17 protein-coding genes and 1 pseudogene are annotated in these 21,014 nt (G+C 73.8%); 9 read left to right on the forward strand and 9 right to left on the reverse strand.

Going from position 1 to position 21,014, the window contains the following annotated elements:
- The first annotated feature begins 109 nt into the window (after nt 1-109).
- Both OHA89_RS03945 and OHA89_RS03950 read left to right on the forward strand, forming a co-directional pair.
- A complete protein-coding gene (locus tag OHA89_RS03945; RefSeq protein WP_406365245.1) occupies nt 110-3,001 on the forward strand; it encodes a discoidin domain-containing protein in 2,892 nt (963 codons plus the stop codon).
- A gap of 158 nt (nt 3,002-3,159) precedes the next feature.
- Nucleotides 3,160-5,337, forward strand: a complete 2,178-nt coding sequence (locus OHA89_RS03950) for a serine hydrolase (RefSeq protein WP_406365247.1) — start codon at nt 3,160-3,162, stop codon at nt 5,335-5,337.
- Nucleotides 5,338-5,405: 68 nt separating this feature from the next.
- Here the strand turns inward: OHA89_RS03950 and OHA89_RS03955 are convergent, their stop codons facing one another.
- From OHA89_RS03955 to OHA89_RS03975, 5 genes are all read right to left on the reverse strand, one after another.
- Nucleotides 5,406-5,777, reverse strand: coding sequence for a hypothetical protein (locus tag OHA89_RS03955; protein WP_266612881.1), 372 nt, complete (start codon nt 5,775-5,777; stop codon nt 5,406-5,408).
- Between the two features lie 158 nt (nt 5,778-5,935).
- Nucleotides 5,936-6,736 carry a hypothetical protein gene (locus OHA89_RS03960; protein ID WP_257552802.1) on the reverse strand — a complete coding sequence of 267 codons (801 nt, stop codon included), beginning with the start codon at nt 6,734-6,736 and terminating at the stop codon, nt 5,936-5,938.
- A complete protein-coding gene (locus OHA89_RS03965; protein WP_215140514.1) occupies nt 6,736-8,013 on the reverse strand; it encodes a VWA domain-containing protein in 1,278 nt (425 codons plus the stop codon). The genes OHA89_RS03960 and OHA89_RS03965 overlap by 1 nt, the downstream gene beginning before the upstream one ends.
- 133 nt (nt 8,014-8,146) lie before the next feature.
- Nucleotides 8,147-9,787 (reverse strand): FAD-dependent monooxygenase, encoded by a 1,641-nt coding sequence (locus tag OHA89_RS03970; protein WP_266612886.1) that lies wholly within the window; start codon nt 9,785-9,787, stop codon nt 8,147-8,149.
- A 95-nt stretch (nt 9,788-9,882) separates the two neighbouring features.
- On the reverse strand, nt 9,883-10,293 hold the full coding sequence (locus OHA89_RS03975) for an organic hydroperoxide resistance protein (protein ID WP_215140516.1): 411 nt from the start codon (nt 10,291-10,293) through the stop codon (nt 9,883-9,885).
- A gap of 136 nt (nt 10,294-10,429) precedes the next feature.
- Here OHA89_RS03975 and OHA89_RS03980 point away from each other — a divergent pair, with 136 nt between their 5' ends.
- A complete protein-coding gene (locus OHA89_RS03980) occupies nt 10,430-10,906 on the forward strand; it encodes a MarR family winged helix-turn-helix transcriptional regulator (protein ID WP_257552805.1) in 477 nt (158 codons plus the stop codon).
- 47 nt (nt 10,907-10,953) lie between these two features.
- Nucleotides 10,954-11,985, forward strand: a complete 1,032-nt coding sequence (locus tag OHA89_RS03985) for a PHP domain-containing protein (protein WP_406365251.1) — start codon at nt 10,954-10,956, stop codon at nt 11,983-11,985.
- Here OHA89_RS03985 and OHA89_RS03990 read toward each other — a convergent pair.
- On the reverse strand, nt 11,972-12,871 hold the full coding sequence (locus OHA89_RS03990) for a UbiA family prenyltransferase (protein ID WP_406365253.1): 900 nt from the start codon (nt 12,869-12,871) through the stop codon (nt 11,972-11,974). The genes OHA89_RS03985 and OHA89_RS03990 overlap by 14 nt on opposite strands.
- 76 nt (nt 12,872-12,947) lie before the next feature.
- Here OHA89_RS03990 and OHA89_RS03995 point away from each other — a divergent pair, with 76 nt between their 5' ends.
- The 3 genes from OHA89_RS03995 (at nt 12,948) to OHA89_RS04005 (ending at nt 15,674) form a co-directional block, all read left to right on the forward strand.
- Nucleotides 12,948-14,009 (forward strand): type III polyketide synthase, encoded by a 1,062-nt coding sequence (locus tag OHA89_RS03995; protein ID WP_266612892.1) that lies wholly within the window; start codon nt 12,948-12,950, stop codon nt 14,007-14,009.
- Between the two features lie 88 nt (nt 14,010-14,097).
- Nucleotides 14,098-14,652: an isoprenylcysteine carboxyl methyltransferase family protein gene (locus OHA89_RS04000; RefSeq protein WP_266615265.1), complete on the forward strand. Its 555-nt coding sequence runs from the start codon at nt 14,098-14,100 to the stop codon at nt 14,650-14,652.
- The gene (locus tag OHA89_RS04005; RefSeq protein WP_266612894.1) at nt 14,649-15,674 is read left to right on the forward strand and encodes an NAD(P)/FAD-dependent oxidoreductase; all 1,026 of its coding nucleotides are present in this window, start codon (nt 14,649-14,651) and stop codon (nt 15,672-15,674) included. The genes OHA89_RS04000 and OHA89_RS04005 overlap by 4 nt, the downstream gene beginning before the upstream one ends.
- A 94-nt stretch (nt 15,675-15,768) precedes the next feature.
- Here OHA89_RS04005 and OHA89_RS04010 read toward each other — a convergent pair whose 3' ends face one another.
- Nucleotides 15,769-16,728, reverse strand: a complete 960-nt coding sequence (locus OHA89_RS04010) for a hypothetical protein (RefSeq protein ID WP_266612895.1) — start codon at nt 16,726-16,728, stop codon at nt 15,769-15,771.
- Nucleotides 16,729-16,904: 176 nt separating this feature from the next.
- Between OHA89_RS04010 and OHA89_RS04015 the strand changes: the two genes are divergently transcribed.
- Complete coding sequence (locus tag OHA89_RS04015) at nt 16,905-18,524, forward strand: carboxylesterase/lipase family protein (RefSeq protein ID WP_266612897.1); 1,620 nt, start codon at nt 16,905-16,907, stop codon at nt 18,522-18,524.
- Here OHA89_RS04015 and OHA89_RS04020 read toward each other — a convergent pair.
- Nucleotides 18,508-19,203: a hypothetical protein gene (locus tag OHA89_RS04020; protein WP_406365256.1), complete on the reverse strand. Its 696-nt coding sequence runs from the start codon at nt 19,201-19,203 to the stop codon at nt 18,508-18,510. The two genes, OHA89_RS04015 and OHA89_RS04020, sit on opposite strands and share 17 nt — an antisense overlap.
- Before the next feature lie 73 nt (nt 19,204-19,276).
- Here OHA89_RS04020 and OHA89_RS04025 point away from each other — a divergent pair.
- Nucleotides 19,277-19,747 (forward strand): annotated as a pseudogene (locus tag OHA89_RS04025) (HAD domain-containing protein); the annotation flags it as partial.
- Nucleotides 19,748-19,752: 5 nt separating this feature from the next.
- Here OHA89_RS04025 and OHA89_RS04030 read toward each other — a convergent pair.
- Entirely contained in the window at nt 19,753-20,817 is a 1,065-nt protein-coding gene (locus OHA89_RS04030; protein ID WP_406365258.1) for a hypothetical protein, read from the reverse strand.
- Between the last annotated feature and the right edge of the window lie 197 nt (nt 20,818-21,014).

Below are 21,014 nucleotides of genomic sequence, written 5' to 3' on the forward strand. Positions count from 1 at the left end.
AGTCGATTTCTTGCATCAGTTCATAGACTTCCTTCTGGCGGAGTCGTAGCCTCCTGCGTTGAGTCGACTCCTTCCCCCCACCGATCGAGCCGCAAGGACGTGCCTGCTCATGTCCCAACTGCCGCACAGCCATGCCCCGAGACCCGGACAGGTCCGCAGGATCAGACGGCGGGGCGCCGCCGTCTTCCTGACCCTGTCCCTGACCGCGACCGCCGCGCTGACCGCCCTGACCCTCGGCGGCGCCCCCGCCGCGTACGCCGCGGGCGTGCCCGCCCCCTCACCGATCGGCATACCGGGTCGCGGCGCCGACGTGCCCTTCACCGAGCTGGAGGCCGAGTACGCGCAGTCCAACGGCACGCTGACCGGCCCCGACCGGTACTACGGCCACCTCCCTTCGGAGGCTTCGGGGCGGCAGGCGGTGACGCTGAACGCAGCCGGTCAGTACGTGGAGTTCACCCTCACCGCACCCGCCAACGCGATGTCCCTGCGCTACAGCCTTCCCGACACGGCCGACGGGAAGGGGCGCGACGCCACGCTGGACGTGCAGGTGAACGGCCAGTCGGTGCGCACCTTGCCCGTGACCTCCAAGTACAGCTGGTACTACGGTGGTTATCCCTTCAACAACAACCCCGGCGACACCAACCCGCACCACTTCTACGACGAGTCCCGGACCCTGCTCGGCGCCACGCACCCGATCGGTACGAAGATCCGGGTGCAGGTGACCTCGACCGCCCAGTCGCCGGCCTTCACCATCGACCTCGCCGACTTCGAGCAGGTCGCCGCGGCCGCCGCCAAGCCGGCCGGGGCGCTCGACGCCGTCGCGGACTTCGGCGCCGACCCCACCGGGGCCGCCGACTCCACGGCCAGGATGCAGGCGGCGGTCGACGCCGGACGCGCGCAGGGCAGGACGGTGTTCGTTCCTCCCGGCACCTACACGCTCTACGACCACGTGGTCGTGGACGGTGTCACCGTCCAGGGCGCGGGCCCCTGGTACACGGTCTTCGGCGGGCGCGACCCCGTGAACCGCAACCGGGCCGCCGGGTTCTACGGCAAGTACGTCCCCGGCGGCGGCTACACCGGTCCGGTGCGGCCGCACGAGGCGAACGGGCCGAGCAGAAACGTCACGCTGAAGGACTTCGCGATCATCGGCGACATCCGCGAGCGGACCGACGACGACCAGGTGAACGCCATCGGCGGCGCGATGTCGGACTCGACCGTGGACAACGTCTGGGTGCAGCACGTCAAGGTCGCCGCGTGGATGGACGGTCCGATGGACCGCTTCACCATCAAGAACAGCCGCTTCCTCGACATGACGGCCGATGGCGTGAATTTCCACACGGGTGTCACGAATTCCCGCGTCACCAACACCTTTGTGCGCAATGCCGGTGACGACGGGCTGGCGTCCTGGCCGCAGGACAAGCCGAACGTCAACATCAGCTTCGACCACAACACGGTCGTCCTGCCGATCCTGGCCAACAACATCGTCACGTACGGCGGCAAGGACTTCACCATCTCGGACAACGTCATGGCCGACACCGTCAGCAACGGCGGCGGGCTGCACATCGCCAACCGCTATCCGGGGGTCAACTCCGGCAAGGGCACGGCGGTCGCGGGCACCATCACGGCCGCCCGCAACACCCTGATCCGGGCCGGGAACAGCGACTTCAACTGGAACTTCGGCGTCGGCGCGATCTGGTTCTCCGGGCTCAACGAGCCGGTACAGGGCGCGGCGATCAACATCTCGGACAGCGACGTCCTCGACTCCTCCTACGCCGCGATCCACTCCATCGAGGGCGCCATCAGCGGGGTCAGCTTCACCGACATCAACATCGACGGCGCAGGCACCTACGCCATCCAGGCGCAGGCCAACATCGCGATGAAGCTCACCAACGTCACGGCGAAGCACATCGCGCAGGCCGCGACCCCGATCCACAACTGCATCGGCACCGGCCTCCAGATCACCGACGGCGGCGGCAACTCCGGCTGGAACACCGGCCAGACCTGCTCCGGCACCTGGCCGGCCCCGGTGTGGACCAACGGCGGCGTACCCGGTGGCGGCGGCACCACACCACCCACCACGCCTCCCACCACACCCCCGACGACGCCTCCGACGACCCAGCCGCCCACGACCCCGCCGAACGGCAACCTGGCGCAGGGCCGGGCCGCCACCGCCTCCTCCTCGGTCCAGTCGTACGGCGCCGCGAACGCGGTGGACGGCAATGCGTCCACCTACTGGGAAAGCAGCGGCAACTCCTTCCCGCAGTCCCTCACCGTCGACCTCGGCGAGGCGAAGACGATCGGCAAGGTCACGCTGAAGCTGCCGCCATCGGCGGACTGGGCCACACGGACCGAGACCCTGTCGGTACTCGGCTCCACCGACAACACCACCTGGTCCACGCTGAAGGGTTCCTCGGGCGTCACCTTCAACCCCGCCTCCGGCAACAGCGCGACGCTGACCTTCGACGCGGCCTCCGCCCGCCACGTCCGGGTGCACATCACCGGGAACACCGGCTGGGCGGCCGGGCAGGTCTCGGAGTTCGAGGTCTACGCCGCCGAGGGCGGTCCGACGACCCCGCCCACACCTCCTTTGGGCGGCAACCTCGCCCAGGGGCGGACCGCCTCCGACACCGGCCACAGCCAGGGATACGTGGCCGCCAACGCCACCGACGGACAGCCGGGCACGTACTGGGAGAGCACCAACCACGCCTTCCCGCAGTCCCTCACCGTGGACCTCGGCGCCGAACGCACGGTGGGACGCCTGGTACTCAAGCTCCCCGCCGCGTGGGGCACGCGTACCCAGACCCTCTCGGTGCTCGGCTCGACCGACGGCACCACCTGGTCCACGGTGAAGGCTTCGGCGGGCTACACCTTCGCCGAAGGCGTCAACACCGTCACCATCCCCCTGCCCGCGACCGGCGCCCGCCATCTGCGCCTGACCTTCACCGCCAACACCGGCTGGCCCGCGGGCCAGCTGTCCGAACTGGAGGCGTACGCCTCGTAACCCAGCACGGAATATGACCGAACGGTCACAACCTCCGGCCGGGGGAACGCCCGGTGAACCCCGGACATCTAGGAGACCGGCGCGGCTCCGCGGAGGGCCGCGCCGGACGTGTTGGCAAGACCGGCGGCAGCCGGGTACGAGGGCAAGGCGGGGCTGGGATGAAGGCGACAACGGTGGCGGGCGGTTCCTCGGACAATCCGGAGGCCGAGGAGACGAAGGCCCCGGCATCGGGACCCGACCCGGTCCTGCCGGACCCGGACCCGACGGAGGCCCCCGAGGCGACACCCGCCGATCCGGCCGAGGCCGCGGCGGCGGAGTCCGATGCACCCGCCGCCTCGACCGAGCCTGAGGCCGAGGTCGAGTCCGACTCCGAGGCTGACGCCGAGGTCGAAGCTGAGGCCGAGTCCGAGGCTGACACCGAGGCCGAATCCGATTCCGAGGCCGAAGCCGAGCCTGAGGCCGAAGCCGAGCCTGACACCGAAGCCGAGCCTGACACCGAAGTCGAGCCTGAGGTCGAGGTCGAGCCTGAGGTCGAGCCTGAGGTCGAGGCCGCAGCCGAATACGTGGCTGACACCGAGTCCGAGGCCGACACCGAGGCCGAGCCTGAGGCCGAGGCCGGCACCGAAGTCGAGGCTGACACCGAGGCTGAGGCCGACACCGTGGCCGAGCCTGAGTCCGAAGCCGGCACCGAAGTCGAGGCTGACACCGAGGCTGAGGCCGACACCGAGGCCGAGGACCCGGTCGAGGTCGAGGCTGAGGCTGAGCCTGAGGTCGAGGACGCAGTCGAGCCCGCGGAGCCGGAGGGCGACGACACGCCCGAAGCCGAGCCCGAGCCCAAGCCCGAGGCCCCCGGCGGAGCCGACACGCCCCGACGGGTGCCCTCGTGGGCGCGGGGGGCCGAGGGCGACGCCGAGCGGACGAGCCAGTTCGTCGCGCTCAAGCCGCTGGACACCCCCGCACCGGCACCGGCACCGGCACCGGCACCGGCACCCGCCCCCGCGCCCCCCGTGGCGATCACCCCGCCCCCGGCTGCCGCCCCGCTCGAGCTGTTGGCCGAGCTGACCAACACCGCTCCCCCGCCGGAGACCCCGCGCCGCACCGCCCTGCGCCGTGTCAAGATCTGGACCCCGATCCTGCTGCTCCTCGCCGGCGGGTTCACCGGCGCCCAGCTGCTGCGCCCCCTGCCCGCCCCGACACTCGTCGCGGCCGGGACCGGCCACACCGTCGACGGGCAGTTCTCCATCCCCTGGCCCGCCAAGGGCCAGGGCGCCGTCCGCGTCCCGGGCCTGGGCGACATCGGCGCCTTCGGCGAGCAGAAGCCCGTCCCGACCGCCAGCGTCGCCAAGGTGATGACCGCCTACGTCATCCTCAAGAACCACCCGCTGAAGAAGACCGAGGCCGGTCCCTCGATCGAGGTCGACGCGAAGACCGTGGCGGACGGTACGGCCGAGCACGAATCCCGGATCGAAGGGCTCACCGCCGGGACGAAGTACAGCCAGCAGGACATGCTCAAGATGCTGATGATCCCCTCGGGCAACAACGTCGCCCGCCTGCTGGCCCGCTGGGACACCGGCACCGACTCCGAGACGGCCTTCGTCGAGAAGATGAACGCCGCCGCCAGGGAACTCGGCATGACGGCCACCACCTACACCGACCCCAGCGGCCTGGACGCGGGCACCGTCAGCACCGCCACCGACCAACTGAAGCTCGCCGAGGCCGTCATGAAGGACGAGACGTTCCGCGCGATCGTGGCCCTGCCCAGCGCCACGATCAAGGGGCTGCCCCAGCAGATCACCAACAACAACGACCTGCTCACCACCGCCCAGGGCCTGAGCATCCGGGGCATCAAGACCGGCTCCAGCACCCCCGCCGGCGGGGCCCTCATGTGGGCGGCGTACAAGTCGGTCGGCGACGAGACCCCGCTGATCCTGGGTACGTTGATGGACCAGCGCGTGGACGGCCCGGACCCGGACGCCATAAACAGCCTGGCCCTGGTGAAGACGAACAGCAAGAAGATCATCGAGGCGGTACGTGCGGCACTCGCGTCGTCCCCGGTCGTCCGCAAGGGCGACACCGTCGGCTATGTCGACGACGGGCTCGGCGGCCGTACGCCGCTCGTGGCCGCCAAGGACCTCAACGTGATCGGCGTACCGGGCCAGCAGCTGAAGCTCACCCTCGCGGTCGGCGCCTCGCCGGTGCCGCACACCGCCAAGGCCGGCTCCGAGGTCGCCGTACTGACGGTGGGCGAGGGCGAAGGGGCCAAGAGCGTGCCGGTGGTGCTCCAGGGCGAGCTGGCCGAGCCCTCGTTCGGTACCAGGCTCACCCGCCTCGGCTGAGGCCTCCGGCCCGAACTGCGGCTGTCCCCCGGGGCCCTCTGACCCGTCCCCCGGGGGCGCTGCCGGCGCTACTGGCGCTCCTCCATCCGGATCGCGTTCTCCAACTCCTCGCGGGTCCCGTCCGCCTCATCCGACTTCTGGTCCAGGAGGGCGCCGGCGATGGCGTCGAGCTTGCGCTGGATGGCGTGCTCGGCCCGGCGCTCGGAGTTCTTCAGCAAGGCCAGCAGGAGGAGCGAGACCGCGGCCATCGCGTCACCCGCGAGGTGTTGCCATTCCATCGGCAGATGGGCCAGGTGGACGGCCACGAATCCCGCCACGAGGAGCACGCACAGCATGGAGAAGAGAGCCGAGCTCGTGAAGTTGGAGGCCAGCTCGGCCAGCTTCTCGAAGCGGCCGGTCCCCCCGCCGGTCCTCTTCTTCGCGGGATGTTGGAGGCTCATGCTCCGCCCCTGCCCGGGCGACGGCTGGGCATACGCACAAACCGGGGTGAAATCGTTCGGTCGCCGGAATACGGGGACGGAATACGGGGACGGCCGCGGCCCCGGGGTGTCCCCGGGGCCGCGGCCGCCTGCGTGATGACGCCGTACCACCGCCGTGGTCAGGCGCGGGGCGGCACCTGGGACGGGCGGCCCGGGCCGCGCGTCAGGGAGTAGCCGAGGATGCCCGCGAGGGCGGCCAGTACCCCGCCGGCCGCGGTCCAGATCCAGCGGTCCGACCACCATCCGCCGGACCAGCCGTCCTCGGGCTCGCGCAGCGACCCGGTCACGGTGGCGGGAACCAGCGGCGTGGAGAGGGCGCCGTCCACGGCGTAGGAGCCGCCCGCCTCCTTCACCGAGGCCTCTACGGCCGCACGGACCGGCAGACCGAGGTCCTCCTCCGGCACGTCGACGACGGTCAGGCGCACGTAGTAGCTGCCCGGCAGCGGGTCGTTGGCCCACTGCTCGGCTCCGGCGCGGACCGTGCGCAGGGTGCATGACAGCTCCACCGAGGCCGCCTCCCGGGCCGCGGCCCGGGTCTGCGTGCCGTAGGTGCACGCCTGGTGGCGGCGCAGTCCGTCGTACACGTCGAGCTGCCAGGTCGAGGCGCCGTGCCGGCCCTTGGCCTCGGGCAGCGTGACCGTGGCCTTCACGCTCAGGCGCTGCTGCGCGTCGACGGGGAGGGCCCAGTAGAGGTAGTCGCCGGTGGACGCGCCGGCCGTGGCCTGCTGCCCCGGGCGGAACGCCGCGGCGGTACGGAAGCTGGTGCCCGCCTCGGTCGGGGCGGCCTCGTCCTTGGCGGAGTTCGGGCTGGAGCTGGGGCTGGGGCTCGCCGCGGAGGTGTCGGCAGAGGCCGTCCCCGCCACCGTGAGGGCGGCGGCTCCGGCCAGCAGGGCGGCGGTCAGGGTGCGTACGGTACGCATCAGTTGGTCCTCCAGACGGAGATGCGCCAGCGCGAGATCCATCCCCACACCACACCGGCGGCCAGCCCGATGAGGGCCAGGGCGGCCAGCAGCCACCAGCCCCGGCCGAGGCCGAAGGCGGCGGCGTCGGACGCGTCGTCGGGTCCGTCCACCAGCTCGATGGTCAGCTCGACGGGCATGCCGGGGGTGGTCTTGACGGAGGCCGGGGCGGAGAAGGAGTTGCTCACCTGGACGCAGACGGTCTCCGCCGCCTCGTTCGCGGCCTCGTCCTCGCCGTCGATCTCGGCCTTCGGGTAGCGCAGGCCGGTCGAGAGGACGTCCGTACGGCCGTCACCCGCCTCCGAGCCCCGTACGATCTCGCGGCCGTGCACGGTGGTGGCGCGCAGCAGGAGGCCGTAGTCGTTGTTGACGGCGCGGTCGGCGGCGATGCTCACCGAGGCGCGCAGCTCCTGGCCGGGGCGTACGTCGACCCGGTACCAGCGGTGCTCGCCGAAGGTCTCGCGGTCGCTGTAGAGGCCGGGCTTCAGCTGGGGGGCGCCTTCGCACTGCTTCGCGCCCTCGGTGGCCACCGGGTTGACCACGGGGTCGGCGGCCCGGTCGACCAGCTGTTTGACCCTGCCGGAGAGTTCGGCGGTGTGCTGCACCGAGGTGTACGTGCCGCCGGTGGCCTCGGCGATGCAGGTGAGCTGGGCGCGGGTCTTGGCGTCCGGGACCAGGCCGAGGGTGTCGATGACGAGGTGGATGCCCTTGGCTGCGATGTCGCGGGCCACTTCGCACGGGTCGAGCGGGGCGCAGGTGTCCTCGCCGTCGGTGATGAGCACGATCCGCTTGGTGGCGTTGCCGCCGTCCAGGTCCTGGGCCGCGCCGAGGAGGGCGGGGCCGATCGGGGTCCAGCCGGTGGGGGCGAGGGTCGCGACGGCGGTCTTCGCCTCGGTCCGGTTCAGCGGCCCGACCGGGTACAGCTGCTTGGTGTCCTTGCAGCCGAGCGCCTTGTCCTCACCGGGGTAGGTGGCCCCCAGGGTGCGTATGCCGAGCCGCACTTCGTCGGGGACCGCGTCGATGACCTCGTTGAAGGCCTGCTTCGCGGCGGCCATCCGGGACTGGCCGTCGATGTCGTTCGCCCGCATCGAGCCGCTGACGTCCAGGACGAGATCGACCTTCGGGGGTTCCTTCGCCGTCGGGCCGTCGGCGGCGGTGGCGCTCGCCGGGAAGAGCCCGACGGCCAGGGCGGCGAGCAGGCCGCACGCCCGGGCCGCAAGCCGTTTTCTTGTGATCATCGCCGGATCGTATTGAGGATCGTCCGGCAATCCAAAACGGGCCGCCGGCCCGGGTCTTCGGCCTGTCGGGAAACCGCCGTGCGGCCGCTTGTTCGAGCTGGGCAAGCGCCGGCGCCAGGCGGCCGCGCGCGGACTACTCCTGAGGGCCCGGGGCGAAGGTGGCCTTGAGGTGGGCGGCCAGTTGACCGGGGTCCGGTGGGGTGAGGCGGGCGGCGAGGTAGCCGTCCGGGCGGATCACGAGGGCCGTCGGCCGGTCCACCGCGTAGAGACGGGCGAACTCGCCGCCGGTGTCGCGGTAGGCCGGGAGCTCGGCCGTATCGGTGGTGTCGGCCGGGGCGTCGGGGGCGACGATCACGCAGGCCTCCATCCGGCCGGCGGAGGACTCCCGGGCCGTCCGCGCGAGTTCGTCGGTCCACGGCCCGCTTCCGTAGACGAGCAGGACGTGTCCGCGGTCGCGCAGCAGGTCGTAGAGGCGGAGCGGGTAGGCGGCGATCTGCCCGGTGAGGCCGCCGCAGTCCGGTGCCCGGTCGCCCGGCCGGGGTCCCGGGCCCTCGCCGGGCGCGTCCACGATCGGGCTGCCCCGGTAGGCGACGAGCAGTTGGGCCTCGCGCAGCATCACGGTCTCGGGGTCGTCCGGGTCGGCCTGGACGCCCGCGGCGGCGTGCCGCACGGTGCGGCCGACGACCTCCTCGCCGACGGGACGGCGTTCGGTGTCGTAGCTCTCGAGCAGGCCGGGGTGGGCGCGGCCCTCGACCGCGAGGGCGAGTTTCCAGGCCAGGTTCCAGGCGTCCTGGATACCGGTGTTCATGCCCTGGGCGCCGGTCGGCGGGTGGATGTGTGCCGCGTCTCCGGCGACGAAGACCCGGCCGTCGGCGTACCGGTCGACGATCCGGTGGCTGATGCGGAACACCGAGGCCCAGCGGATGCCGGAGGCGGTGGCCGGTCGCGGCGCCAGCCGGTCCAGGACGGTCTGGACGTCGGGGAGTCCAGGGGCCCGGCCGCTCTGCAGGCCGTGGGCGACGCCGTCGGAGACGGCGTCGGCCTGCTGTGCGGCGGAGAGTTCGGGCGGAACCCTCATCGACACCCGGTACCGGCCCCGGCCGGGCAGCGGGATGCACACCAGCAGGTCGTCGACCGTGCCGTCGGCGCCCAGGTGCATCGAGCGGACGGCGTACTCGTGCGGCAGGTCCCAGTCGACCTGCACGTCGGCGAGCATGTACTCCTCGGGGAAGGCGCCGCCCTCGTAGCTGAGCCCGAGCCCCTTGCGGACGATGCTGTGCGCGCCGTCGCAGCCCACCAGGAACCGGGTCCGTACCTCTTCCTGCGCGCCGGAAGGGGTGAGCAGCCGGCTGGTCACCCCGTTGGCGTCCTGCGCGAACGACACCAGCTCGGTGCCGCGTTCGACCGCGGTCCCGAAGCGGGCGAGGAACTCGTCGAGGATGCGCTCGGTCTCGTACTGCGGCAGGCCGGCGAAACCGTACGGGACCTCGGGCGGCAGCCTGAAGTCGATGCGGAGCTGCTCGACGCCGTTGACGTACGCCAGCTGTCCGCGCATCGGGACGGCCGCTTCCATGACGGCGCGGACCAGCCCCATGCGGTCCCAGAGCTCCAGCGTGCGCGGCTGGATGCCCACCGCCTTGGCGAACGGGAGCCGGGCGGGCAGCCGGTCGACGATCCGGCAGGAGATTCCGCGTCTGCGGAGCTCCACGGCGGCGGTCAGCCCGACGGGCCCGGCGCCCGCGACCAGGACGTCCGTTGCGTAGGTGTGCGCCACTGGCGCCTCCCGGCGTGCGGCCCCCGTGCGGGGCGGTGCCCCTCCATGGTCGCCGCCCGCCGGGCGTCCGGCATCTTCGCTCGATGCTCGATCGATTACTCGATCACGAGGTCCACGTCGATGTTGCCGCGCGTGGCACGGGAGTACGGGCAGACCTCGTGCGCCTGCTTGACCAGCAGGGTGCCCGTCTCGCCCGCCAGGGACTCGGGGAGCTCGACGCGCAGGACCGCGGCCAGGCCGAAGCCGGCGCCGTCCTTGCCGATGGAGACCTCGGCCGTGACCGACACCTCGCTGGTGTCGACCTTGGCCTGGCGGCCGACCAGGCCGAGGGCGCTGGCGAAGCACGCCGCGTATCCGGCCGCGAAGAGCTGCTCGGGGTTGGTGCCCTGTCCGTTGCCGCCGAGCGCCGGGGGCATGGCCAGGGCGAGGTCGAGCTGGCCGTCGGAGCTGACAGTGCGGCCTTCGCGGCCGTTGGCGGTGGCGACAGCGGTGTACAGCGCGTCCATCGGAGTTCCTCTCGCAGGGGTGACCCGTTGGGTGGTGGGTGGCGGCCGGTGGTCGACCGCGCTCCACCATTAGAGCACGCAATTGAGTTGTGCACAATTCAATGCCTCTCAAGCCTCCCCGGGTACACTGGCACCCATGACCGAGAAGCCGACCGCACTCCACCCCGATCAGGACTTCCTGCGCCTGGACGGCCAGATCTGCTTCGCGCTGAACGCGGCGAGCCGTGCCTTCGGCGGTCTCTACCGCGTCGTCCTCAAGGACCTGGGTCTGACCTACCCGCAGTACCTGGTGATGCTGGTGCTCTGGGAGCACGGCGAGCTGCCGGTCAAGGAGATCGGGCAGCACCTGCGCCTGGACTCCGGGACGCTGTCCCCGCTGCTCAAGCGGCTGGAGGCGGCGGGCCTGGTCCGCCGGGAGCGCAGCACCGAGGACGAACGGTCCGTGCACGCACACCTCACCGAGGAGGGGGCCGCGCTGCGCGCCCGCGCGGCGGAGGTCCCGCGGCGGATCGCGGCCGCGACCGGCTTCGAGCTGGCCGAGATCCTCGAGCTCCAGACCCGTCTGAACCGCCTCACCGCCGCGCTCGACGCCGCCGTCCCGCAGGAGGCGTAAGCGCGCACCTCGCCGGACACTGGGTCCGGGAGGCAGGAGGTACGCCGATGGACCCGGTGGCGGCGCTGGACCGGATCGCCTTCCTGCTGGAGCGGGCCCAGGAACCCACGTACCGGGTACGGGCCTTCCGTACGGCCTCGGCCGCCGTCCGGCACATGGGTGAGCGCGAGACGGCCGAACGCGCGGCGGCCGGTTCCCTGGAAGCCGTCAAGGGCATCGGGCCCAAGACCGCCCAGGTGGTACGGGAGGCGCTCGGCGGGACGGTGCCGGCCTACCTGCAGAAGCTGGAGGACGAGGTCGCCGCGCTCCCCGGGGGCCCGCCGGCCACGCCGGCCGCCACCGCCCTGCGGGCGGCGCTGCGCGGGGACTGCCACGTGCACTCGGACTGGTCCGACGGAGGCAGCCCGATCGAGGCGATGGCCCGGGCCGCGGCCTCGCTGGGGCACGAGTACGCCGTGCTCACCGACCACTCGCCGCGGCTCACGGTCGCCCGCGGACTCTCCCCCGAGCGGCTGCGGGAACAGCTGCGGGCGGTGGCGGAGCTCAACGAGACCTGGGCGCCGTTCAGGCTGCTGACCGGCATCGAGTGCGACATCCTCGACGACGGTTCGCTGGACCAGGAACCGGAACTCCTCGAACAGCTCGACGTCGTCGTCGGTTCCGTCCATTCGAAGCTGCGGATGGACGCTCCCGCCATGACCCGGCGCATGGTGGCGGCCGTCCGCAACCCTTTGATGGACGTACTGGGCCACTGCACGGGGCGGCTGGTGACCGGCCGGACCCGGCCGGCGTCGCAGTTCGACGCCGAGGCCGTCTTCGCGGCCTGCGCGCAGTCCGGCACCGCCGTGGAGATCAACAGCCGGCCCGAGCGGCTGGACCCGCCCCGGCAGCTGCTGCGCCTGGCCGTGGCGGCCGGGACCTTCTTCGCGATCGACACCGACGCGCACGCCCCGGGCCAGCTGGACTGGCAGATCCTCGGCTGCGAACGGGCCGTGGAGTGCGCGGTCCCGGCCGAACGCGTGATCAACACCTGGCCGGCGGAGCGGCTCCTGGAATGGACCCGTACTAGGCAGGCCTGAGCTGGACCACCAGCAGCAGGACATCGGCTCCGGCGACGGCCAGTACGGCCAGGAAGGGGAGCCGTCCGGCGGGGCGGCGGGTCGCGAGCAGCAGCGTGACCGCCGTCCCCGCCAGCAGGCCCCAGCCGTACGCCGTCACCGGCCCCGGCGGCCCCACCACCAGGGCGGCCGCCGAGCCGAGCACCAGGACCGCGGCCAGCGCGGCCGAGTACCGGGCGCCGAGCCGCTGGGGCAGGCCCACGACCCCGGTGGCCAGGTCGCCGGCGATGTCCGGCAGCACGTTGGCGAAGTGCGCGCCGGCGCCCAGCAGGGCCGCGGCCGCCGTGAGCCACGGCGGCGGCCACGGCGCGCCGGGCAGGCCGAGGGTGACGAAGGCGGGCAGCAGGCCGAAGGCCAGGGCGTACGGCAGCCAGGAGGCGGCCGTGCCCTTCAGCCACAGGTTGTACCCCCAGGCGGCCACCACACCGACGAGGTGCACGGTCCCGGCGAGCAGCCCGCCGGCCAGCGAGAGCGGGACGCAGACCAGCAGCGCCAGGGCCGCCGCGAGGGTCACTGCGGCCGGCCGCACCGCACCCGCCACCAGGGGTTTGTCCCGCCGCCCCACGGCCAGGTCGCGCCGCAGGTCGGCCCGGTCGTTGCACCAGCCGACCGAGAGCTGTCCGGCGGCGACCGCGCCCACCGCGGTGGCACCTCCAGCGAGACCGCGCCCCGCGGCGGTCGCGAGCGCCGCGGCGAAGAGGGTGACGGCCGCCGCCGGCAGCGGGTGGCAGGCCGCCAGCAGCCCTGCGGCCGCAGCTCCGCGGCCCCGGCGTACGGCCGTGGTGGTGGACACGGCAGCGGCAGCGGGCTGGGGCGGCCATCCGGATTCTGCGGTTCGCGCGGGCACGGCGACACGCTATGCCGCGCCGCGCCCGGTTCGCCTGATTCATAACGATGTGTCAGTTGTTTCCTATGGTGAACGAATGACGCGTGTCCTGGCAGTCAGCAGCGTGCTCCCGCCCCATCGCCATCCGCAGGCCGAGATCACGGCCGCACTCGCCCGCTTCCTTCCGTCGGGCGCCGACACCGCCCTGCTGCGACGGGTCCACGCCTCGGTGCGCGTGGACAGCCGTCATCTCGCGCTCCCGCTGGATCGGTACGGGCCGTGGAACGACTTCGGCACGACGAACGCCCTGTTCCTGGAGGCGGCCCTCGAGCTCGGCGGCCGGGCCCTCGAACTCGCCCTCGCCGACGCCGGTCTGGCTGCGGCGCAGATCGACCTCGTCATGTCGACCACGGTGACCGGGCTCGCGACGCCCTCGCTGGAGGCCCGGCTCGCCACCGGCGCCGGGCTGCGTCCCGATGTGCGGCGGATGCCGCTCTTCGGCCTCGGCTGCGCGGCGGGCGCCGCCGGTGTCGGCCATCTCCACGACCACCTCACGGGCCGGCCCGGCCACGCGGCCCTGCTGCTGTCCACCGAGCTCTGTTCGCTCACCCTGCAGTCCACCGACACCTCGATGGCGAACCTGGTGGCCGGGGCCCTCTTCGGCGACGGAGCGGGCGCGCTCGTCGCGGTGGGCCGCGACCACCCCCTGTACGCCACCGGCGGCGGGCCCTCGGTGGTGGCCGCGCGCAGCCGCCTCTACCCGGGCACCGAGCACCTGCTCGGCTGGGACATCGGCCACTGGGGCCTGCGCATGGTCCTCGGCCGCGAACTCCCGGACCTGGTCAGGCTGCACGTGGCCGAGGAGGTGGAGACCTTCCTCGCCGCGCACGACCTCAAGCCCTCGGAGGTCGACGCCTGGATCTGTCATCCGGGCGGCCCGAAGATCCTCGACGCGCTGGGCGAGGCGCTGGCGCTGCCCGAGTCGGCCTTCGCGGCGAGCCACCGGTCGCTGGCGGCCGTCGGCAACCTCTCCTCGGCCTCCGTCCTGCACATCCTGGGCGGCATCCAGAGCGCGGGGCCGCCGCCGCCCGGATCGGTCGGGCTGATGCTGGCCTTCGGGCCGGGCTTCGCCTCCGAACTCGTCCTGCTCCGCTGGTGACCACCGGCTCGCGGCTCCTCCGACTCCTCCGACTCCGCTGAACCCCCCCGACACCCTGGCTGGTGACTCCATGGCCCTCACTCCGTCCATGACCTGGTACCTGCTGCTCATCGGCCTGGTGGCGGCCGAGCGGCTCGCCGAACTGGCCACGGCCCGCCGCCACAGGGCGTGGAGCCTGGCCCGGGGCGGCCGCGAGTACGGCCGCGGCCACTACCCCGCCATGGTCGCCCTGCACACCGCCCTGCTCGTGGGCTGCGTGGTGGAACCCTGGGCCGCCGGCCGTCCGTTCCTGCCCGCGCTCGGCTGGACGGCCCTCGCCCTGGCCCTCGCGGCGCAAGTCCTGCGCTGGTGGTGCATCGCGACCCTCGGACCGCGCTGGAACACCCGGGTCCTGGTGGTACCGGGACTGCCGCTGGTCGCGGCCGGGCCTTACCGGTGGATGCGCCACCCCAACTACGTGGCGGTGGTCCTGGAAGGGTTCGCACTGCCGATGGTGCACACCGCCTGGCTGACCGCTCTGTGCTTCACCGCGCTCAACCTGCTGCTCCTGCGCGTACGGATCGGCTGCGAGGACGCCGCGCTGACGGACGGCGGACGGCTGCGCGCCCCCGCCTCCGTACCGACGGCCGGTTCCTCCTCGTGATCGACCTGCTGATCGCGGGCGGCGGCCCGGCGGGCCTGGCGACGGCCATCCACGGCGCGCTGGCGGGTCTCGAGGTCGTGGTCGTGGAGCCGCGCCCCACCCCCATCGACAAGGCCTGCGGCGAGGGCCTGATGCCGGGGGCGGTACGCCGCCTGCGGGAACTGGGCGTTCCCGTGGCCGGGCAGCCGTTCCACGGCATCCGCTACGTCGACGGCGTGAGCGGGCGGCACGCGGAGGGACTGTTCCGCGCCGGTCCCGGCCTCGGCACCCGGCGCACCGAACTCCAGGCCGCGCTGGCCGAGCGGGCCGCGCGGCTGGGCGTACGGGTGGTCCGGCAGCGCGTCGAAGGGGTCAGCCAGGACGGCGACGCCGTCAACGCGGCGGGACTCACGGCCCGTTACCTGGTCGCCGCGGACGGCCTGCACTCCCCCGTCCGGCGCGCGCTCGGCCTGTCCGCGCCGCCCACGCCCGGCCGCCCGGCACGCTACGGCCTGCGCCGCCATTACGCCGTCGAACCGTGGAGCGACCTCGTCGAGGTCCACTGGTCGGCGCACTGCGAGGCGTACGTCACCCCGCTCGGGCCCGACCGGATCGGCGTGGCCGTACTGACCTCGGAGCAGGCCCCGTTCGACGTACAGCTCGCGCGCTTCCCGCTGCTGGCGGCGCGGCTGCCCGCGTCCCCCGCAGCGCCGGTGCGCGGCGCCGGTCCGCTGCGCCAAGGGTCCCGCGTACGGGTGGCGGGGCGCGTGCTGTTCGTCGGGGACGCGGCGGGGTACGTGGACGCGCTGACCGGCGAGGGCCTCACCCTGGCCGTGACGGCGGCGGGCGAACTGGTGCGCTGCGTACGGGCGGGGCGGCCGCAGGCCTACGAGCAGGCCTGGCGGGAACTGTCGCGCAGCTACCGCACGCTCACCGAGTCCCTGCTCTGGGCGCGCCACCGGCCGCCGCTCGCCCGGCGGATCGTCCCGCTGGCGGCCCGGCTCCCGCGCGTGTTCACCCGGGCCGTGAACCTCCTGGCGTGAACCTCCTGGCGTGGACCTCCTGGCGTGGACCTCCTGGCGTGAAGCGGCACCCCGTGCAGGATGCGCACGGGGTGCCGCTCGTCTCACCGCAGGATCAGGCCGAGCTCTCCCGGCGGTTCCTCAGCGCCAGGCCCGCGAGGACGGCGCCGGCCGCCGCGCTGAGCACCGCGACGGCGCCCGCCCAGGCGAGGGACCCGCCGACCGCCCCGGCCAGGGGGTCGAAGGCCACGGCGCCGCCGAACACGTGCAGGGCGACGACGCCGACGGCCGTGGCCGCTCCGGCCCGCCACACCATCGTGGTGTCCCGGAGGGCGAGCAGCGCCCCGAAGCCGACGCACAGCACGGTGACGAGGAGCGGCAGGAAGCCGACGGGGGCCGCCGACGGCAGGGCCGCCATGTCCTCGGGCAGGTGCAGTGCGCCGCTGACCAGCAGGGCGAACGCCACCGGCCAGCGCAGGACGTGCCGCAGGACCGGCGGGCCGGAGCGGGCCGGTTCGGGGGCGGGCTGGGGGCCGGGGTGGGGGTGGGGGTGGCGTTCGGTGTGCCCGCGCGGCTTCGCGTACGGGGCGTCGTACAGCTCCTGGTACGGGGGCTCGTACGGCTCTTCCTCGTACGGCTCCTCCGCGGGCTCGGGCTGCCCCGGCGGTTGGGCCCGCACGCCGGCCTCCCTGGCCTCCTCGGACTCGGTGCCGAGGATGGTCACCAGCAGGGCCACGTCCTCGATGGACCGTCCGACGGCGGCGGCGCGCAGCGTGATGTCCGCCGCGTCCACCTCGTGCGGGGGCTCGCCCAGGAGGGCGACCATCTCCCGCACTTCGTGCACGGGACGGGTCACGGCGGCCGTGCGCAGCGCCTCGTGTCCGGGGTTGGGCAGCTGGCCGGTGTCCTTGAGGAGGCTCACCAGGGCGGTGACCTCCTCCAGCGGGCGGCAGGTGGCCGCCGTGTCCAGCAGGGTGCGTACGGGCTGGGTGCCCGGAGCGCCCGGAGGTGTGGTGTCGGGGATCCCGTGGCGGTCTTCTCGGTCCGTCGCCGCGAGGGTTATGGGGTCATTCATGGAAAGCTCCGTTCGCCGACACGCGGGTCTACACATCGCGAGCCGGTCATCGTGCGTCATGGGAAGCGCACGCTTTGTTACATTTACTGCCAGATCCGCCCACTGCGCCATTCGGGGCGGGCAAACGGGGACGGGGCGCCGGGCGCGCCGCCACGGCCATGGGGAAGGCGTGACACATGCCCGATCTGCGGAGGTTCTGGCGCCGGTGCGTACTGCCGCTGACGCTGCCGGTCGTCCTGCTGCTGGCGGCCGCGGCGCCCGGCGGCCCGGAGCGGCCCGTCGTGGACACCGACCGGGGGCCGGTCCGCGGCGTGAGCCACGGGGCCTACCGCACCTTCGACGGCATCCCGTACGCAGCTCCCCCGACCGGCGCACTGCGCTGGCGGCTTCCGGAGCCGGCGCCCCGGTGGGCCGGGGTGCGCGACGCCCGCGCCCCGGGCTCCCGCTGTGTGCAGCTGCCGCCGATCGGGCCCGGCGGGCCGAGTGGTTCCGAGGACTGCCTGTACGTGAACGTCACCGCGCCCTCGGGCGGCGGCCGGGGCTCGCGGCGGCCCGTCATGGTCTGGTTCCACGGCGGGGGCTTCGTCAACGGCGCGGGTGACCTGTACCGGCCCGAACGGCTCGCCGTCCGGGGCGACGCCGTGGTCGTGACCGTCAACTACCGGCTGGGCGTCTTCGGCCTCTTCGGCCATCCGGAGCTCGGCGGGGCCCCCGACTTCACCCTCGCCGACCAGCAGGCGGCGCTGCGCTGGGTGCGGGCGAACGCCGCCGGGTTCGGCGGCGACCCGCGCAACGTCACGGTGTTCGGCGAGTCGGCGGGCGCCCTCAGCGTCTGCGCGCACCTCACCTCCCCGGCCTCGGCGGGCCTCTTCCACCGGGCGATCGTGCAGAGCGGATCGTGCTCGACGAAGGTGCCGCCGTGGTCGCTGCTGCCCACGCTCGGTACGTACGAGCCCTTCGTGCCCGAGCGGGGCACGGTGGCGGACGGAGTCCTGGCGGCGGCCCGGCTCGGCTGCGAGGGATCCACCGGCGTGCTGGACTGCCTGCGCCGGCTGGACGCCCGCGAGCTGGCCACCCCGGAGCTCATGCAGATCTTCTCCAGGGTCTCGTACGGTGGCGCCCTCCTGCCCGTGGAGCCCCGACTGGCGCTGGAGACTGGACGGTTCCACCGGGTGCCGGTGATGCAGGGCACCACGCAGGACGAGATGCGGATCTTCCTCGCGCAGACCCTGGCGGAGTACCCGATCGCCGACGGGGCCGCCTACCGGGCCCGGCTGGAACGGTCGTTCGGGGCTTCGACGGCCCGCGCCGTCGAGGCGCGCTATCCGGTCTCGGACTACCCGACGCCGGCGATGGCCTGGGCGACCCTGCTGTCCGACGCCTCCTTCACCTGCCCGACGCTGCGGGACGGCGGTGCGCTGGCCCGGCACGTGCCGACGTACGGCTACCGGTTCTCCGACCGCGCGGCGCCCAACTTCACCGGGCTGCCGGAGGTACCGGGGCTGCCGTACGGCGCTTCGCACGGCTTCGAACTGCCCTACCTGTTCGAGATGGCGCCACTGCCGGCCGCTCAGCAGGAGCTGGCGGACCGGATGACCGGCTACTGGGCGCGCTTCGCCCGCACCGGCGTCCCGGGGACGGCGGGCGCTCCGGAGTGGCCGCGCCACCGCCCGCCGGCCGCCCCGGTGCTCTCGCTGGCTCCGGGGCCGGACGGGATCCGTACGGTCGATGCGCGGGCCGAACACCACTGCGCGCTGTGGGACACGCAGTGGCCCCGGGTCACCAGTTCTCGGTGACGACCACGCTGTCGCCGTCGGTGCGGACCTGCACCGTGCCGTTGTCCCCGTAGAGCTCGTGTCGCCACGCGGCGAACACCGCGGCCAGGCGGCGGGCATCGTCCCCGCGGCCCTTGCCCGGGCTGTCGGTCACGAAGCTGATCTTCGCCTCGCCGACCTCGCGCACCTTGCGGACGCGCACTTCCTTGATCGCGTCGGCGGCCATGAAGTGGTCCGCGCGAGTGCGGTGCTTGGCGAAGTAGGCGTTGAAGTCCCGTGTCATGTCGAACCAGTCGGCCGGCCCGCAGGGACCGCCGCCGTTGCCCATCTCCCCATCGGTCGGCGGCCCGGCGTACCCACCGGTCTCCTGATCGGTGGGCGGCCCGGCGTACCCACCGGTCTCCTGATCGGTCGGCGGGCCCGCGTATGACCCGGTCTCCTGATCGGTCGGCGGCCCGGCATAGCCGCCCGTCTCCTCATCGGTCGGCGGACCCGCGTAGCCACCCGTCTCCTGGTCTGTCGGCGGGCCGGCGTAGCCGCCGGTCTGCTCCTCCGTCGGCACGTCGAGCGCGCACTTCGGCGTGAGGCTGGGTACGGGGGCCGGCCCCGCGGCCTGGCCCGCCCCCTTGGTCCCACACGCCGCGAGCACGGCACACAGCAGCCCCGCCACCAGCACCCGGCCGGTCGTCTTCGTTGTCATGGTCATCCCCCTCGGACCTCAAGAGGGCCAGACCCCGGCCGTGGTTCCACCGGTCGGGGACTACCGTGCCGTCATGACCGAATCCACGGCGCTCCCGCTGCTCTTCCTGGATGTCGACGGACCCCTTATCCCGTTTGGGGCGGGCCCGTATCCGGAGGGAGACGCGGCCAATCCCCTCCTCGCCCGGATCGACCCCTCTCTCGGGCCCGGGCTGGCGGCCCTGCCGTGCGAGCTGGTGTGGGCCACGACCTGGATGGCAGAGGCGAACGAGTGCGTCGCGCCCCGGCTCGGGCTGCCGGAGCTGCCCGTGGTGGACTGGCCCGAGCCCTCGGCCGAGGACGGGCGAGGCGGGATCCACTGGAAGACCCCGACGCTCCTCGGCCACGCCGCCGGGCGCCCCTTCGTCTGGGTGGACGACGAGATCACGGACGCCGATCGGGCCTGGGTGGCCGCCCACCACCCCGGCCGGGCCCTGCTTCACCGCGTGGATCCGGGCCGGGGCCTCACCTCGGCGGACCTCGTCGTGCTGCACGACTGGCTGCGCGCCGATCAGGCGTCCGGAGTGGTGGTCCAGGAGGCGGAGATCAGGGAGCGTTCCGCTGCTGCCAGGTGGGTGGCCGCGGACAGCCAGGCGTGGGCGTAGGCCTCGGGGGAAGGGTCGGCCAGGCGGCCGAAGGTGTCGCGCGGGCGGCGGTCGGCCTCGGCGGTGAGGGCGGCGGCCAGGTCCGCCGCTCCCGTGAGCCCGGCCCGGCGCAGGGGACCGTAGGCGGCGAGGGGTTCGGCTCCCCGCCCCGCCTCGGCCACGGCGCGGCGGCCCCCGCGACCCCGGTCTCCAGGAGGCGGCGTACGCGCCACAGCGGGGAGTCCGCCAGCGGGTCCGGGCCGGTGGGGGCCGGCTCGGGAGCGGGGTCGGCGGCCTGCGGCGGGAAGTGGATGCCCTGCAGGCGGTCGTAGCCGAGGTCCGCGCGGCCCAGCCACTCCTCGGGCAGCCGCAGCGTGTACTCCGCGCCGGGCACCGGGCCGACGGCGAGGGGCGCAGGGTGGCGGCCCGGTCCAGGTCGGGGCGGCCCAGGACGCGCAGCAGCAGACCGGGGTACGAGCCGAGGCGGCGCAGGTTCGCGGTGTGCGCGAGCTCCGGGTGGGGGTGCGCGGGCCGCAGCCGCAGCAGGGGCGCGCCCGGCCGCAGCTCGCGGACCAGGAGGTGTTCCCCGCCGCGCCGGCGACGGCGACTTCGCAGCCGAGCAGCGCGGGTTCGGCGCCCTCCTGGTCCGCGGGCCGGTCGGCGACCGCCTCGGCCGCGGGCCGGGCGAAGAGCGCCGCCGCGGGCTCCTCGGTCCAGGCGATGCCGCGCAGCGGGGTCGCCCGGTCGCCGCTTCCGGCGCCGAGCCGGCCTTCCGGGGACACGGTCGCGCCGACGATGCGCAGGCCGCCGCGGGCCAGCCCGGCGTGGTCGAGGACGGCGCCGCCCAGGGCGACGGAGGCCGACCCCGCGCCACGGGCCCGGGCGAGGCCGCCGGGGCGCACGTCGGACAGCGAGTACGCGGCACCATCGGGGGCCAGCAGGTGGGTGACCACTCCCCGTAGCCGGTGGCGGAGAGCACGGGCTCCCGGCACAGGCCGTACACCTGGAGGCTGCCGCCCGGCGCGTAGGCGCGGCGGGCGGTGCCGGTCAGGGCGGGGTCGGCGCGTCCGGCGGCCAGCAGCGCGGCGGTGCGCAGGAGTTCGCGGAAGGCTGCGGTGAGTGCGCCGAGCCGCTGCCCGGCCTGCTGCCCGCGGGCGGCGCGCAGGCCGCGTACGACGCGCAGCGCGGC

Source organism: Streptomyces sp. NBC_01546, from assembly GCF_045208355.1.
GTDB lineage: Bacteria > Actinomycetota > Actinomycetes > Streptomycetales > Streptomycetaceae > Streptomyces.